The organism is Burkholderia sp. Tr-20390, from assembly GCF_017104595.1.
Classification (GTDB): Bacteria; Pseudomonadota; Gammaproteobacteria; order Burkholderiales; family Burkholderiaceae; genus Burkholderia.
In genome coordinates this window covers 1-15,676 of record NZ_JAAGPC010000197.1, presented here as the reverse complement: position 1 = coordinate 15,676, position 15,676 = coordinate 1, and the positions used below count along the sequence as shown (strand labels likewise).

The following is a 15,676-nucleotide window of genomic DNA, read 5'->3' as shown; positions in this document are numbered from 1 at the left end:
GCGGGCGCCGGCGCGACGGGCGCGGGGTTCGCGGGACGGGCGGCGATCTGCCGCTTCGCGGGATCGCTCGGATGGGGCTGGTTCTTCGCCATGATTCGGTACGCAGGGCAGGCGCGTTCGGGCGCGCGGGCAAAAAAAAGCCGCTGCACGGCGGCAGCGGCTTGTCCGGCCAGACCCGCGTCGCGGCAGCGGACGCCATTGTAGCGCCCGGCGCGACAGGTCTCGCGGCTTACTTCTTGTCGTGCAGGCTTTCGAGGTAGCGCTGCGCGTCGAGCGCGGCCATGCAGCCCGTGCCGGCGCTGGTGATCGCCTGGCGGTACACGTTGTCCTGCACGTCGCCCGCGGCGAACACGCCCGGCACGCTCGTCGACGTCGCGTTGCCGTGCAGGCCGCTCTTCGTCAGGATGTAGCCGTCCTTCATCTCGAGCTGGCCCTGGAACAGGTCGGTGTTCGGCTTGTGGCCGATCGCGACGAACACGCCCTGCACGTTGAGGTCTTCCGTTGCGCCGGTCTTCACGTTCTTGATGCGCAGGCCCGTGACGCCCGAATCCTCGCCGGTCACTTCGTCGAGCACGTGATCCCACTTGATCACGACCGCGCCTTCCTTTTCCTTCTCCAGCAGGCGATCGATCAGGATCGGCTCCGCGCGGAACTTGTCGCGGCGGTGGATCACCGTGACCTTCTTCGCGATGCCCGTCAGGTAGAGCGCTTCCTCGACGGCCGTGTTGCCGCCGCCGATCACCGCGACTTCCTGGCCGCGATAGAAGAAGCCGTCGCAGGTCGCGCAGGCCGACACGCCCTTGCCCATGAACGCTTCCTCGGACGGCAGGCCGAGATACTGCGCGGACGCGCCGGTCGCGATGATCAGCGAGTCGCACGTGTATTCGCCCGAGTCGCCGATCAGGCGGATCGGCTGCTCGTGCAGCTTCGCGGTGTGGATGTGGTCGAACACGATTTCGGTGTTGAAGCGCTCGGCGTGCTCGAGGAAGCGCGCCATCAGCTCCGGACCCTGCACGCCTTTCGCGTCTGCCGGCCAGTTTTCGACGTCGGTCGTGGTCATCAGCTGGCCGCCCTGCGCGATGCCGGTGATCAGCACCGGGGACAGGTTGGCGCGTGCCGCGTAGACGGCAGCCGTGTAGCCGGCGGGGCCGGAACCGAGAATCAGGACTTTGGCGTGTTTGGGCGTGGACATGTGCGAATCCGTAAAAGGCGGCCGCGGCGGGCGGGGTAGGGCTCGCCGTACGATCCGGGTTGACCGGGATGCCGTCATAGATGGGTATCAGACGCGCATTATAAAGGCCCCGTTGCTGCGTTGCCGAACGAGAGTTTCAATCGTCGCGATAGTGTCGGGCAGTGCAACGGTCGCGCACGCGGGGTGGGCAGGGCGCCCGGCGGCGCGTTGCCGCACGTGTGCAGCGGGGCCTGGCGCCGGCTCGAGGGGCGTCGCGGCGGTGCCCGACGGGGGCGGCCGTACCACGGCGAAAGGGCTGCCGGGAAATGCACCCGCGGGGTCGTCGGCGCCGCGGCCCTGTTATGTAACCGTCATTTACACTTGGCGGCCCGGTGCAGCGTTTACAATAAGCGGGATCGAACGACAGGCGGGCGCACGGCCCGTCCTCTTTATACGGATTCATGGCAAAAGCTCCTTATTCCGCCCAGGCACAGGCGTTGCCGCACCGGATGTCGAAGCTCCTCACGGAGATCCGCTGGATTCTCCAGGTCGCGCTCTGCGCATTTCTGGTGATGGCCCTGCTGAGCTACAGCCGGCGCGATCCGAGTTGGACGCACGCCGCCCAGGTGGATCACATCACGAACTGGGCCGGCCGCGTCGGCGCGTGGACGGCCGACATCATCCTGCTGCTGTTCGGCCTGTCGGCCTACTGGCTGATCGTGCCGCTCGCGCGGCGCATCGCCGTCAACTATCGCCGCATCACGCGCCACGAGGCGGTCTCGGACGAACCCGAGCGGCCGATCGGCTGGCTCACCGAAATCCTCGCGTTCGTGCTCGTCGTGCTGGCGTGCGACGGCATCGAGGCGCTGCGCATGTGGTCGCTGAAGGTGCAGTTGCCGCGCGCGCCGGGCGGCGTCGTCGGCGAGGCCGTCGCGGGTGCGATGTCGCATGCGTTTGGCTTCACGGGCGGCACGCTGTTGCTGCTGATCGCGCTCGCGATCGGCCTGTCGCTGTATTTCCGTTTCTCGTGGCTGTCGGTCGCCGAGCGTGTCGGCGGCGCGATCCTGTCCGCCGTCAACGTCGCGAAGCTGCGCCGCGAGGCCGAGCGCGACCGCAAGCTCGGCGAGGCCGCGGCCGTGCGCCGCGAAGGCAAGGTCGAAGAGGAGCGCGTGCGCATCGAGGATCACGAGCCCGTGACGATCGTGCCGCCGGTCGTCACGCCGGCGAAGTCCGAGCGCGTCGAGCGCGAGCGCCAGGTGCCGCTCTTCACCGACCTGCCGGGCGATTCGACGCTGCCCGCGGTATCGCTGCTCGATCCCGCGCCGAAGGCGCAGGAGGCGATTTCCGCCGACACGCTCGAGTTCACGTCGCGCCTGATCGAGAAGAAGCTGAAGGATTTCGGCGTCGAGGCGAGCGTCGTCGCCGCCTATCCGGGCCCGGTCGTTACACGCTACGAGATCGAGCCTGCCACCGGCGTGAAGGGCAGCCAGATCGTCAACCTCGCGAAGGATCTCGCGCGCTCGCTGTCGCTCGTGTCGATCCGCGTCGTCGAGACGATTCCCGGCAAGAACTACATGGCGCTCGAGCTGCCGAACCAGCGCCGCCAGACGGTGCACCTGTCCGAGATCATCGGTTCCGAGGTGTACGCGGCCGCGTCGTCGGCGCTGACGCTGAGCCTCGGCAAGGACATCGGCGGCAAGCCGGTGTGCGCGGATCTCGCGAAGATGCCGCACCTGCTGGTGGCCGGCACGACCGGCTCGGGCAAGTCGGTCGGGATCAACGCGATGATCCTGTCGCTGCTGTACAAGGCGACGGCTGACCAGGTGCGCCTGATCCTGATCGATCCGAAGATGCTCGAAATGAGCGTCTACGAAGGCATTCCGCACCTGCTGTGCCCGGTCGTCACCGACATGCGCCAGGCCGGCCACGCGCTGAACTGGACGGTCGCCGAGATGGAGCGCCGCTACAAGCTGATGAGCAAGCTCGGCGTGCGCAACCTGGCGGGCTACAACAATAAGATCGACGAGGCCGCGAAGCGCGAGGAGAAGCTGCCGAATCCGTTCAGCCTGACGCCGGACGATCCGGAGCCGCTCGGCCGCCTGCCGAACATCGTCGTGGTGATCGACGAGCTGGCCGACCTGATGATGGTCGTCGGCAAGAAGGTCGAGGAACTGATTGCACGGATCGCGCAGAAGGCGCGCGCGGCCGGCATCCACCTGATCCTCGCGACGCAGCGTCCGTCCGTCGACGTGATCACGGGCCTGATCAAGGCCAACGTGCCGACGCGGATCGCGTTCCAGGTGTCGTCGAAGATCGACTCGCGCACGATTCTCGACCAGATGGGCGCCGAATCGCTGCTCGGGATGGGCGACATGCTGTACCTGGCGCCGGGCACCGGGCTGCCGGTGCGCGTGCATGGCGCGTTCGTCGCGGATGACGAAGTGCACCGCGTCGTCGAGAAGCTCAAGGAGCAGGGCGAGCCGAACTACGTCGAGGGCCTGCTCGAAGGCGGCACCGCCGACGGCGACGAGGGCTCGGCCGGCGCGGGAACCGGCGAAGGCGGCGAGGAGTCTGATCCGCTGTACGACCAGGCGGTCGAGATCGTCATCAAGAACCGCCGCGCATCGATCTCGCTCGTGCAGCGCCACCTGCGGATCGGCTACAACCGCGCGGCGCGGCTGCTCGAGCAGATGGAGCAGTCGGGGCTCGTGTCGGCGATGTCGTCGAGCGGCAACCGCGAAATTCTTGTGCCGGCGCGCGACGCGGAATGAGTCCGCGGCGTTCGCAGCGCCGGCCACCCAGGGAGAAAACCGCAATATGCAGCAACATTCGTTCGCAATGTCCCTTCGTTCGACGCGGCGCTGGCTCGGCGCGGCGCTCGCCGGCGCCTCGCTGATGCTCGCGGCGACGCACGCGTTCGCGGGCGGCACCGAGCAACTGAAGGCGTTCGTGTCGCAGGTGCGTTCGGCGAAGGGCGACTTCACGCAGCAGATCGTCAAGGCCCCGGCGAAGGGCGCGAGCGCCGCGCAGGCCGTGCCGAAGCCCACCGACAATTCGAGCGGCACGTTCGTGTTCGCACGCCCGGGCAAGTTCGTCTGGACGTACCAGAAGCCGTACCAGCAGGTGCTGCAGGCCGACGGCGACAAGCTCTACGTGTACGACCGCGACCTGAACCAGGTCACCGAGCGCAAGCTGAACGGCGCGCTGGGCGCGAGCCCCGCCGCGATCCTGTTCGGCAGCAACGATCTGGAGAAGAACTACACACTGCGCGATGCCGGCGAAAAGGGCGGCATCGAGTGGCTCGAAATGCTGCCGAAGGCGCAGGACACGCAGTTCCAGCGGATCGGCATCGGCTTCAAGAACGGCACGCTCGCCGCGATGGAACTGCACGACGTGTTCGGCAACGTCACGCTGCTGACGTTTACGAACATCCAGACGAATCCGCCGCTGAAGGGCGATACGTTCAAGTTCGTCGTGCCGAAGGGCGCCGACGTGATTACTGGCTGACCGGCGCCCGCGCGCTGCTGTTTCAGCGAAGGGCCTGCCGGCGACGGCAGGCCCTTGTTGTTTCTGGGCGCGGGCACCGGGCGCCGGGCACCAGGCGCGGCGGTGCTTTCGCGCGGCTGTCATAATGTCGGGTCCGGCGGCCGGTTCGGCCGCCATCGTTTGATGTGGAGCGAGGGTTCATGTCCGACCTGTTTCAAGTCGAGCCGCGCCGCCCGCTCGCCGAGGCGCTGCGGCCGAAGACGCTCGCCGAGGTGATCGGCCAGACGCATTTGCTGGGCGAAGGCAAGCCGCTGCGGCTCGCGTTCGAATCGGGCAAGCCGCATTCGATGATCCTGTGGGGGCCGCCCGGCGTCGGCAAGACGACGCTCGCACGGCTCACCGCGCTCGCGTTCGACTGCGAGTTCATTGCGCTGTCCGCGGTGCTCGGCGGCGTGAAGGACATCCGCGAGTCGATGGAGCAGGCGAAGGACACGCTGAACCGCACCGGCCGCCACACGATCCTGTTCGTCGACGAAATCCACCGCTTCAACAAGGGGCAGCAGGACGCGTTGCTGCCGTTCGTCGAGTCGGGGCTCGTGACCTTCATCGGCGCGACGACCGAGAACCCGAGCTTCGAGGTCAACTCGGCGTTGCTGTCGCGTGCGCAGGTGTACGTGCTGAAGTCGCTGGACGACGACGAGATGCGCCAGTTGCTGAAGCGTGCACAGGAAATTGCACTCGACGGCCTGTCGTTCGACGACAAGGCGATCGATACGCTGGTCGGCTATGCGGACGGCGACGCGCGGCGCTTCCTGAACCTGCTCGAGCAGGCTCAGACGGCGGCCACGTCGGCCGGCACCGCGACGATCGATGCCGAATTCGTCAGCAGCGCAATGACGCTGAACGCACGGCGCTTCGACAAGGGCGGCGACAACTTCTACGACCAGATCTCGGCGCTGCACAAGTCGGTGCGCGGTTCGAGCCCGGACGGCGCGCTGTACTGGTTCTGCCGGATGATCGACGGCGGCGCGGATCCGAAGTATCTCGCGCGGCGGATCGTGCGGATGGCGTGGGAAGACATCGGCCTCGCCGATCCGCGCGCGCTGCAGGTGGCGAACGACGCGGCCGAAACCTACGAGCGCCTCGGCTCGCCGGAAGGCGAGCTCGCGCTCGGGCAGGCGGTGATCTATCTCGCGTGCGCGGCGAAGAGCAACGCGGGCTACAACGCGTTCAACCAGGCGATGGCGTTCGTGAAACAGGACAAGTCGCGCGAGGTGCCCGTGCATCTGCGCAACGCGCCGACCAAGCTGATGAAGGAACTCGGTTACGGTCACGCCTACCGTTACGCGCACGACGAGCCGAATGCGTATGCGGCCGGCGAGACGTACCTGCCGGACGGGATGCGCGAGCCGCGCTGGTACCAGCCGGTGCCGCGCGGGCTCGAATCGAAGATCGCCGACAAGCTCGCGTGGCTGCGCGAACTCGACCGCGAGGCCGGCAAGAAGGACTGACCGGGCAACGTCCGGCGCGGCCTGCGCCGGTGCCGCGAACGCGTCAGCGCTTGCGGGCCGGCTGCTTCTTCCAGTAGCCGAACGGCTCCTGATGGCACTCGATGTCGAGTTCGGTGACGCGGGCGTGCAGGCTCTGCTGTGCATCCGCGATCGCGAGGTTGTAGATCGCGGGCGCGATTTCCTCGACGAAGAAGTGCAGCAGGGCACCTGCCTGGATATTGCCGATCGGCTCATCCATGTTTTCTGTGAAATAGCGTTGCAGCGACGCGATCGCGCGGTCGCGTACGTCCTTCTCCAGTTCGATGGCCATCGGGGTCCTTGAGTCGTTGTGACGGGGGGCGCGTGCCTCGTTCGATGCGTTGCGGCGGGCACGCCCGGGTGTTTCGCGATCCGCGGCGCGTCGATGCCGCGCGATTTCGCGGGCGCCGACGGGCGGTCCGGCACTGCGATACTGCCATGGCCGTCGCGCCACGGTCATCGCCCGTTTGCAGCATTGTCCGTCCGGCCAGTGCCGTGGCAGCCCCGCGGTGCGTTAGAATTCCCGTCTTACACAACGATTCTCCAAGTCCTCCCATGCTCGACATCCAGTTGCTGCGCAAAGACCTCGACGGCGTCGCCCAGCGCCTCGCCGATCGCGGCTACACCCTCGACATCGCCGCCTTCTCCGCGCTCGAAGCGGAACGCCGCGCGATCCAGACCCGCACCGAAGAGCTCCAGGCGCGCCGCAACAGCCTGTCGAAGCAGATCGGCGCGATGAAGGGGAAGGGCGAGGACACGTCGGCCGTGATGGCCGAGGTCGGCGGGATCGGCGACGAAATGAAGGCGGGAGAAGCCAAGCTCGGCGAGATCCAGGCGCGCCTGTCCGACCTGATGCTGGGCATGCCGAACGTCGCGCATGAAAGCGTGCCGGTCGGCAAGGACGAAGCCGACAACGTCGAGGTGCGCCGCTGGGGCACGCCGCGCCAGTTCGATTTCGAGGTGAAGGATCACGTCGACGTCGGCACGCCGCTCGGCCTCGATTTCGAGACCGGCGCGAAGCTCGCCGGCGCGCGCTTCACGATGCTGCGCGGCTCGATCGCGCGCCTGCACCGCGCGCTCGCGCAGTTCATGATCGACACGCACACGCAGCAGCACGGCTACACCGAGACGTATACGCCGTACATCGTGAACCCCGAGATCCTGTACGGCACGGGCCAGCTGCCGAAGTTCGCGGACGACATGTTCCGCGTCGAGAAGGGCGGCGAGGACAACAAGGTCACGCAATACCTGATCTCCACGTCGGAAATCTCGCTGACCAACACCGTGCGCGAGTCGATCGTCGACGCGTCCGCCCTGCCGATCAAGCTGACCGCGCATTCCCCGTGCTTCCGCTCGGAAGCCGGTTCGTACGGCCGCGACACGCGCGGCATGATCCGCCAGCACCAGTTCGACAAGGTCGAGATGGTGCAGGTCGTCGCGCCGGAAACGTCGTACGCCGCGCTCGACGAGATGGTCGGCCATGCAGAAGCGATCCTGCAGAAGCTCGGCCTGCCGTACCGCGTGATCACGCTGTGCACGGGCGACATGGGTTTCTCGGCCGCGAAGACGTTCGACCTCGAAGTGTGGCTGCCTGCGCAGAACACCTATCGCGAGATCTCGAGCTGCTCGAACACCGAAGCGTTCCAGGCGCGCCGGATGCAGGCGCGTTTCCGCAATGCGCAGGGCAAGCCGGAGCTCGTGCATACGCTGAACGGTTCGGGTCTCGCCGTCGGCCGCACGCTCGTCGCGGTGCTGGAGAACTACCAGAACGCGGACGGCTCGGTCACGGTGCCGGAAGCGCTGCGTCCGTACATGGGCGGCATCGAGCGTATCGACGCGCCGGCACAGGCGTCGTAACGCGGCCGTCAAAGCCCTCGCAAAAAAAATTGCAGAAAGGGCTTGTCAGCTGCGAAGCGATCGTCTTATAATCTTTTTCTCGCGGAAACGACCAGCCGCGAGATGCAGCAAGGAAGGAGAGGTGGCAGAGTGGTCGAATGTACCTGACTCGAAATCAGGCGTACGGTTTCCCCGTACCGTGGGTTCGAATCCCACCCTCTCCGCCAAAATACGAAGCCCCTTGATCCGGAAGGATCAAGGGGTTTTTCGTTTTGGGTTCGCGGTGCGTGCGTCGAGTCGCAAGCCGTTGTAGTGGCAACAGCTCGACCTTCGGCAATTCGGATCGTGCAGATGCGGGGGCGCCCACCGCATGCATGATCGTGCCGCGTCCTCGATACAGCCGCGCTGAATGGCAAACGCAGCATCGATCGTGCTGAATGCCGCGATGATCGTGCCGACGCCGACCCAAGGTGGCCGCGCCACTACCTGTCCAACGTGATCGCGAGGATCGTACTCGGCGTACCGTCGATCGTCGTCGTGCGCCGCTGGATGGGGCGCGACAATCGGGCCGCGCGCGACGCATTCGACCTGATCGCACTGACCGGCCTCGTTATGCACGTCCGGTCTTTACTGCTTTCTTCAGCTTTAAGCCCGCGCTTCCCGGGCCGTTAACACGGGGCGGCGGCCGGCGCTCGTGCCGGATCGCATCGTTCCCCGTCGATTCAAGGTCCCATGAAGCTGAGCTACAAGATTCCCCTCGCATTCGCTGTCGCGCTGCTGCTGATGTTCTGTGGCGCGCTGTACGGTATCCACATTCTCAATCGGTCGATCGATACGTTTGCCGACGACGTGCAGACGAACGTCGGCGAGGAACGGCTCGTGTCGGCCACGCTCGTACAGTTCAAGCTGCAAGTGCAGGAATGGAAGGACACGCTGTTGCGCGGCAAGCAGCCCGACAAGCTCGACAAGTATTGGCAGGCGTTCCAGACGCGCGAGCGGACGGTCGACACGCTCGCCGCGCAGCTCGTTCACCAGTTGCCGCCCGGCGAGAGCCGCTCGCTCGTCGAGCAGTTCATGCGCGCGCACACGGCGATGGGCGAGGGTTACCGGCGCGGGTTCGACGCGTTCAAGGCGGCCGGCTTCGAGCCGTCGGCGGGCGATGCCGCGGTGGCGGGCGTGGACCGCGAGCCGGCGGCACTGCTGGAGCGGGCCGCGAAGTCGATCGCCGACGAGAGCGCCGCGGTGTCGGCGCAGGCGAGCCGCGACGCGCAGCACGCCACGACCGCGAGCCTCGTGCTGATGCTGGTTGTGCTCGGCGTCGCGATGGTCGGCGCATTCCTGTTCAGCCGCGCGATCCTGCGTCCGCTCGACCGTGCGGTGGCCTGCGCGCAGGCCGTCGCCGAAGGCGACCTGACGCGCGACGTCGACGCGGCCGGCCGCGACGAGATCGCCGATCTGCTGCGCGCGTTGCAGACGATGCAGACGAGCCTGTCGGGCGTCGTGCTCGAAGTGCGTACGCACGCCGAAGCCGTCGCGACGGCGAGCGCCCAGATCGCGTCGGGCAATCACGACCTGTCGGCACGGACCGAGGCGCAGGCCGCGTCGCTCGAGGAGACGGCCGCCAGCATGACCGAACTCACGGGCATCGTCCGCCAGTCGGCCGAGCACGCGCAGCACGCGGCGCAGCTGGCGCACGACGCGTCGAACATCGCGGCGGCGGGCGGCGGCGTGATGACGGATGCCGTCGGCACGATGAACGGCATCGCCGACAGCTCCGCCAAGGTTGGCGAGATCATCGCGGTGATCGACGGCATCGCGTTCCAGACCAACATCCTCGCGCTGAACGCAGCGGTCGAGGCGGCTCGCGCGGGCGAACAGGGGCGCGGCTTCGCGGTCGTCGCGGCGGAAGTGCGCACGCTCGCGCAGCGCAGCGCCGCCGCGGCGAAGGAGATCAAGGGGCTCATCGAGCAGTCGACGAAGCGGGTCGACGAGGGCGCCGTGCTGATCGGCCGGGCGGGCGAATCGATTCACGAGATCGTCGGCGCGGTGCAGCGCGTCACGACGATCGTCGGCGAGATCTCGTCCGCGTCGCAGGAGCAGAGCGGCGGCATCCAGCAGGTGAACATCGCGGTGACGCAGATGGACGAAGCGACGCAGCGCAACGCGGCGCTCGTCGAGCAGGCCTCGGCCGCGACGCAGGCGCTGGCCGAGCAGGCGAGCGCGCTGCGCCATGCGGTGGCCGTGTTCAGGCTGCCGGAAATGGCGTGATGGCGGCGGCCGTCGCGCCAGACTTCGAGGGAACCGGGGCCGGCGCGGGTCGGCTTTCAGCGGCGCGCCTGTGCCGATCGATCCCGGCCCGTCCCCCGCGATCACGCCGCGGCCGGATACTGCGCGAGCACCCGGGCGCGGATCGACGGCTTGATGTTCGACTGCGCCATGTTGCCGCCGTAGTGCGCGACGACGCGCGGATTCATCACGCGATACCAGAGCGGCGGCACGTACGCGAACAGGATCATCGTCGCGTAGCCGGCCGGCAGTTGCGGCGCATCGTCGAAGTGGCGCAGCGCCTGGTACGAGCGCGTCGGATTCGCATGATGGTCGGCGTGCCGCTGCAACTGGTACAGGAACAGGTTGGTGACGACGTGATTGCTGTTCCACGAATGCTGCGGCGTGCAGCGTTCGTAGCGGCCGTTCGGCAGCTTGCGGCGGCCGAGCCCGTAATGCTCGACGTAGTTCACGACTTCGAGCAGCGACGCGCCGTAGACGGCCTGGATCACGAGGAACGGAATCACGACCTTGCCGGCCATCGCGATCGCGATGCCCCACACGACGACGGTCATCGCCCACGCGTGCAGCACTTCGTTGCGCCAGGTCCACGGCGAATGCCCGAGCCGTTCGAGGCGGGCCTTCTCGAGCCGCCACGCCGAGCGGATGCTGCCGGTCACGGTGCGCGGCAGGAACGCCCAGAACGATTCGCCGTAGCGCGCGCTCGCCGGATCCTCCGCCGTCGCGACGCGCACGTGGTGCCCGCGGTTGTGCTCGACGTAGAAGTGGCCGTATGCGACCGGCGCGAGCGTGATCTTCGCGAGCCAGCGCTCGAAGCGGTTGGTCTTGTGCCCGAGTTCGTGCGCGGTATTGATCGAGATGCCCGTCGCGGCGCCGAGCGACAGCGCGAAGCCGACGTAGTCGTACCAGGCGAGCGCGTGCGTGCCGACGATCCAGACGCACGCGAAGAACGCGACATATTCGACGAGGGTCGCGAGATAGACGATCAACCGGTAGTAGCGCTCCCGTTCGAGATGCGGCACGACGTCCTCGGGCGGGTTGTCGCGATCGTCGCCGATCAGCGTGTCGAGGATCGGGATCACGCCGAACGCGAACAGCGGGCCGAACCACCAGAATACGTGCAGGCCCGTCGACAGCGCGAGCTGGGCGGCGAGGATCGGCAGCGTGATCGTCAGCGCGCCGAGCAGCCACAGGTAACGCTTGCCATCCGACCAGCCCGAAGCCGATCCGTGGGTCATTGCCATTGTCTCCCTCCTGCCGGCCGGCCCGAGGGCGGCCGCCTGTACGATTGTTCGAATTCTCGTTGGTCCGCGAAGCACGCGCGGTCGAGCCGGATCGTCACCCGGTTCTGCCTGTTATACGACCCACGCGCACGGTTGCCAAACTCCGGCGCTAGGCGCGCCGCTCCAAACGGACGGGCGTGTGCGGCGCAGGCAGGGAAGGGCCTGCGCACGCTGATTGAAACATGCGGGGAGCGCCGGATCGACCCGTACGGCCGACCGGTTTGTCAGACGGATGGCGTGTCGTGACGCGTGCGGGTGTCGGCGCCACGGGTTCGCAACAAATGTTGCAATGCAATATCGAGAGGGCGGCAGGTGCCCGTGATATCTATTTCCGGGGTCTCCAATCTTACGGATCATTACGGCTTTCGCGCTGAAATCCACTGGCTCTGACGGGCAACTGCCGCATGTCGCAAGGCGACTGCCGGCATGCGTCGAACGAGGCCGCCGCAACCGTCTTTCGGCGGCACGCATCGGCATCGCGATGCTGCACCTGCACACGAACGGGCCGACTGGCCGCCGGCGGTGCGTGCTGCCTTTCGATTCGCGCTGTCATTTGAAAATAACGATTTGACTCATGCCCCGCTTTCGGTTGAAGCTAGTAGCTTGCTGTCCGAAGGGGGCTGTGCCTGCATGAGTTCGACCTTGACCGTTCGTCGTATCGTTGCCGACCAGGGTGGCGTGTATCGCGAACTCCGCGCCGCATCGCTGCGCGAGCCCTACGCGCCCGGCGAAGCGCCGGAGGCCGAATTGCTGAACGTCGAAACGGACGCGGCGTCGGCGATTGCCGCGCAGCGCGCCGTGTCCGACGAGTCGACGACTTTCCTGCTGTATACCGAAGGCCATCCGGCCGGCATGATCGGCGCGTATTTCGACAATACGCCCGATCGGCGTGCGTTCGTCAGTGAGCTGTGGGTGGCGCACGCGGTGCGTCATCTGCGCGGCGGCGTGCTGCTGCTGGAGACGGCCACCGCCTGGCTCGCCGAGCGCGGTGCCCAGGACGTCTACGCGTGGATTGCCGATGCGAACCGCAACGCGATCCGCTTCTACGAGCGGGCGGGTTTCGGCAATACCGGCGAACACGCGCCGATCGCACGGATGCCCGGCGCGATGAAATCGCTGTACGTATCGCAGATGAAGCACTGACGTGACGTCAGAACGCGGGCCGCACGGCGCGATGAGGATGGGGTCGCCCGCTTGCCTGCCCGCATGCCGGTTGCGCGCCCGCCCGGGCCGCCGCCACCCGGTTCCCCAAAAATAATGGCCGCGCGCGTGGACGCCTGTAAAATACGCAAAAAATTTTTGCAGAGTGTTCATGTCGCTTAAAAAATCGCCATTCTTCGAGCTGCGCAGCGGATCGGTCGATACGTTGCTGTTCACCGTGAAGACGACCGATCTCGATGCGTTGCGTACCGAACTGGTCAAGCGCTTCGAAGCGACTCCCGAGTTTTTCGCCGACGATGTCGTCGCGATCGACGTCCGCCGCCTGGCTGACGGCGAACGCGTCGCGCTCGCGGACATCCGCCAGATGCTGAACGACGTGCGGATGCGTCCGGTGGGCGTCGTCGCACTGGCAACGCAGGGCTGGGCGGGGGAAGCCGGCCTGCCGTTGCTGGAGGCGCGCGATCGCCGCGCGCCGGCCGCAAAACCTGCCGACGAAGCGGAACCGGCGGCAGTGCCAGCCGTCGAGCCCGCCACCGCTGCGGCAGCCGCAGCGGCGCCCGAACAGCCGTCGGAGCCCGCGCCGACGCCCGTGCAGGCCGGTGGGCAGACGCTGGTGATCGACCGGCCGTTGCGTTCGGGGCAGCAGATTTACGCGAAAGGAGACCTCGTGGTGCTCGCGCCGGTCAGTCACGGCGCGGAGATCATCGCGGAAGGCAATATCCACATCTACGCGCCGTTGCGCGGCCGCGCACTCGCGGGCGTGCACGGCAATCACGACGCGCGCATTTTCTGCACGTGTCTCGAGCCGGAACTGATTTCGATCGCGGGTATCTATCGAACAACCGAGAACCCGTTGCCCGCCGAAGTACTGGGCAAATCGGTGCAGATCCGGCTCGAAGAGGAAAAACTGATGATCGAACCGCTGCGCCTGACGTAAAACACGCGGAGCGCTCCGGATCGATCGGCTCTCATTGACGAACACAGGGTATTGGGTAAATGGCAAAAATCATCGTGGTGACCTCGGGCAAGGGCGGCGTGGGCAAGACGACGACGAGCGCGAGCTTTGCGTCCGGTCTCGCGCTGCGCGGCCACAAGACGGCCGTGATCGACTTCGACGTCGGCCTGCGTAACCTCGATCTCATCATGGGCTGCGAGCGCCGCGTGGTGTACGACCTCGTGAACGTGATCCAGGGCGAAGCGAACCTGAACCAGGCGCTGATCAAGGACAAGAAGTGCGAGAACCTGTTCATCCTGCCGGCGTCGCAGACGCGCGACAAGGATGCGCTCACGCGTGACGGCGTCGAGAAGGTGCTGAACGACCTGGTCGCGATGGACTTCGAATACGTCGTCTGCGATTCGCCGGCCGGTATCGAGGCGGGCGCACTGCACGCGATGTACTTCGCGGACGAAGCGCTGATCGTCACGAACCCGGAAGTGTCGTCGGTGCGTGACTCGGATCGCATTCTCGGCATCCTGTCGTCGAAGACGAAGCGCGCGACCGAAGGCAAGGATCCGATCAAGGAACACCTGCTGATCACGCGCTACAGCCCCAAGCGCGTCAGCGAAGGCGAGATGCTGTCGCTCGAGGACATCAGCGAGATCCTGCGCATCAAGCTGATCGGCGTGGTGCCCGAGTCGGAAGCCGTGCTGCATGCATCGAACCAGGGTCTGCCGGCCGTGCATATCGACGGTACCGACGTGGCGGAAGCGTACAAGGACGTCGTCGCGCGTTTCCTCGGCGAAGACAAGCCGCTGCGCTTCACCGATTACCAGAAGCCGGGCCTGCTGCAGCGCCTCTTCGGCAGCAAGTAACGGAGGCCGCCCATGTCCATCCTTTCGTTTCTCCTCGGCGAGAAGAAAAAGTCCGCATCGGTCGCGAAGGAGCGCCTGCAGCTCATCATCGCGCACGAGCGCGTCGGCGGCCGGCCGCCGGCCGATTACCTGCCGGCGCTGCAGAAGGAGCTGGTCGCGGTCATCTCGAAGTATGTCCATATTTCGGACGATGACATCCGCGTGAGCCTCGAGCGCCAGGACGATCTCGAAGTCCTCGAAGTGAAGATCGAGATCCCGCAAGCCTGACCGTTGCAGGTATCCCTCCGCACGGCGGCACTCGCCGCCGTGCGCGTCTTACGCCCTGTTGCACTTTCGGGCATGCCGTAACACGGCGTCTGTCGGCCGTTACCGCGCCTCCCGCATTGAACGAATACGCTCGCGTAACTTGTTCAACCAGGAGGTTGTGATGGCTGTCTCTACCGTTCAACGTCGTATCGTTTCGCTCGCCTTGCTTGCCGCGAGCCTGTCAGCCGTCGTCGCGCCGCTTGCCGCGCATGCGGACGAGATTCTCGTCGGCACTCCCGTGATCGTGCCGCAGGGCCGCATGGTCGTCGCCGAGCCGGTCGCCGTGCGCACCGAGGAAGTCGTGATCGTCGCGCCGAACGCGCCGCCGCCGGTGCGCTACGAGGTCGTGCCGGCCTCGCGCGTGGGCTACGTGTGGGATCGCGGGCACTGGCACTGGGAGCATGGCCGCTACGTGTGGATCGGCGGTCACTGGGAAGCCGAGCGCGTCGGTATGCAATGGGTGCCGGGCCATTGGGACCAGCGCGGTCCGAACTGGTTCTGGACCCGTGGTCACTGGGCCTGATGGAGCCGGACGATGAAAAGAACCGCAATCGCCATCGCGCTCGTCGCGATCACGCTGGCCGGATGCATCGTCGTGCCGGCGCGGCCCGTGTACTACCGGCCGGCGCCCGTCGTGATCTATTGAGCGTCGCGCGGGCCGTGCCGTGCCGGGTCGTGCGTCCCGGCTGCGGCCGGCTCGTCGTCGTGCGGCGCCGGTGCATGTGCTGCGCCTTCGGCCGGCACGGTGGCGGGGGCCGCTTCGTCGCCCTTGCCGCCTTCGTCGCGCAGCGTGTCGAGCGGATCGG

Annotated in this window: 13 protein-coding genes, 1 tRNA gene and 1 pseudogene; 11 read left to right on the top strand and 4 right to left on the bottom strand. The window is 66.8% G+C overall.

Translation table 11 applies throughout. The annotated features are described in order from the left end of the window. Together G3N98_RS40420 and trxB are read right to left on the bottom strand one after the other, a co-directional pair. A pseudogene (locus G3N98_RS40420) lies at positions 1–149 on the bottom strand (DNA mismatch repair protein MutS); the annotation flags it as partial. Positions 150–229: 80 nt separating this feature from the next. Next, positions 230–1,192 (bottom strand): thioredoxin-disulfide reductase, encoded by a 963-nt coding sequence (gene trxB, locus G3N98_RS33340; RefSeq protein WP_089472318.1) that lies wholly within the window; start codon positions 1,190–1,192, stop codon positions 230–232. A 440-nt stretch (positions 1,193–1,632) separates the two neighbouring features. Here trxB and G3N98_RS33335 point away from each other — a divergent pair, with 440 nt between their 5' ends. The 3 genes from G3N98_RS33335 to G3N98_RS33325 all read left to right on the top strand — a co-directional run bounded on the left by G3N98_RS33335 (position 1,633) and on the right by G3N98_RS33325 (position 6,168). Further along, positions 1,633–3,942 carry a DNA translocase FtsK gene (locus G3N98_RS33335; protein WP_089430739.1) on the top strand — a complete coding sequence of 770 codons (2,310 nt, stop codon included), beginning with the start codon at positions 1,633–1,635 and terminating at the stop codon, positions 3,940–3,942. Positions 3,943–3,988: 46 nt separating this feature from the next. Continuing rightward, the gene (lolA, locus tag G3N98_RS33330; protein WP_089472319.1) at positions 3,989–4,678 is read left to right on the top strand and encodes an outer membrane lipoprotein chaperone LolA; all 690 of its coding nucleotides are present in this window, start codon (positions 3,989–3,991) and stop codon (positions 4,676–4,678) included. 179 nt (positions 4,679–4,857) lie between these two features. Then, entirely contained in the window at positions 4,858–6,168 is a 1,311-nt protein-coding gene (locus G3N98_RS33325) for a replication-associated recombination protein A (RefSeq protein ID WP_089472320.1), read from the top strand. Between the two features lie 43 nt (positions 6,169–6,211). Here the strand turns inward: G3N98_RS33325 and G3N98_RS33320 are convergent, their stop codons facing one another. Next, positions 6,212–6,478, bottom strand: a complete 267-nt coding sequence (locus tag G3N98_RS33320; protein ID WP_047850576.1) for a DUF2164 domain-containing protein — start codon at positions 6,476–6,478, stop codon at positions 6,212–6,214. Positions 6,479–6,741: 263 nt separating this feature from the next. Between G3N98_RS33320 and serS the strand changes: the two genes are divergently transcribed. The 3 genes from serS to G3N98_RS33305 all read left to right on the top strand — a co-directional run bounded on the left by serS (position 6,742) and on the right by G3N98_RS33305 (position 10,290). Beyond that, on the top strand, positions 6,742–8,043 hold the full coding sequence (serS, locus tag G3N98_RS33315) for a serine--tRNA ligase (protein ID WP_089424732.1): 1,302 nt from the start codon (positions 6,742–6,744) through the stop codon (positions 8,041–8,043). A gap of 115 nt (positions 8,044–8,158) precedes the next feature. Continuing rightward, positions 8,159–8,249: transfer RNA gene (locus G3N98_RS33310), tRNA-Ser, on the top strand. A 505-nt stretch (positions 8,250–8,754) separates the two neighbouring features. Then, positions 8,755–10,290, top strand: a complete 1,536-nt coding sequence (locus tag G3N98_RS33305) for a methyl-accepting chemotaxis protein (protein ID WP_089472321.1) — start codon at positions 8,755–8,757, stop codon at positions 10,288–10,290. Between the two features lie 101 nt (positions 10,291–10,391). Here the strand turns inward: G3N98_RS33305 and G3N98_RS33300 are convergent, their stop codons facing one another. Then, the gene (locus G3N98_RS33300; RefSeq protein WP_089494279.1) at positions 10,392–11,552 is read right to left on the bottom strand and encodes an alkane 1-monooxygenase; all 1,161 of its coding nucleotides are present in this window, start codon (positions 11,550–11,552) and stop codon (positions 10,392–10,394) included. Between the two features lie 669 nt (positions 11,553–12,221). On the opposite strand from G3N98_RS33300, the gene G3N98_RS33295 reads away from it, so the two are divergent. From G3N98_RS33295 to G3N98_RS33275, 5 genes are all read left to right on the top strand, one after another. Beyond that, on the top strand, positions 12,222–12,734 hold the full coding sequence (locus G3N98_RS33295) for a GNAT family N-acetyltransferase (RefSeq protein ID WP_174968547.1): 513 nt from the start codon (positions 12,222–12,224) through the stop codon (positions 12,732–12,734). Positions 12,735–12,903: 169 nt separating this feature from the next. Further along, positions 12,904–13,689 (top strand): septum site-determining protein MinC, encoded by a 786-nt coding sequence (minC, locus tag G3N98_RS33290; protein WP_089472323.1) that lies wholly within the window; start codon positions 12,904–12,906, stop codon positions 13,687–13,689. Between the two features lie 59 nt (positions 13,690–13,748). After that, the gene (minD, locus tag G3N98_RS33285; protein ID WP_206150558.1) at positions 13,749–14,564 is read left to right on the top strand and encodes a septum site-determining protein MinD; all 816 of its coding nucleotides are present in this window, start codon (positions 13,749–13,751) and stop codon (positions 14,562–14,564) included. A gap of 12 nt (positions 14,565–14,576) precedes the next feature. Continuing rightward, entirely contained in the window at positions 14,577–14,831 is a 255-nt protein-coding gene (minE, locus tag G3N98_RS33280; RefSeq protein WP_006476634.1) for a cell division topological specificity factor MinE, read from the top strand. A 160-nt stretch (positions 14,832–14,991) separates the two neighbouring features. After that, positions 14,992–15,393, top strand: a complete 402-nt coding sequence (locus tag G3N98_RS33275) for a YXWGXW repeat-containing protein (protein WP_089460559.1) — start codon at positions 14,992–14,994, stop codon at positions 15,391–15,393. Positions 15,394–15,676: the final 283 nt, after the last annotated feature.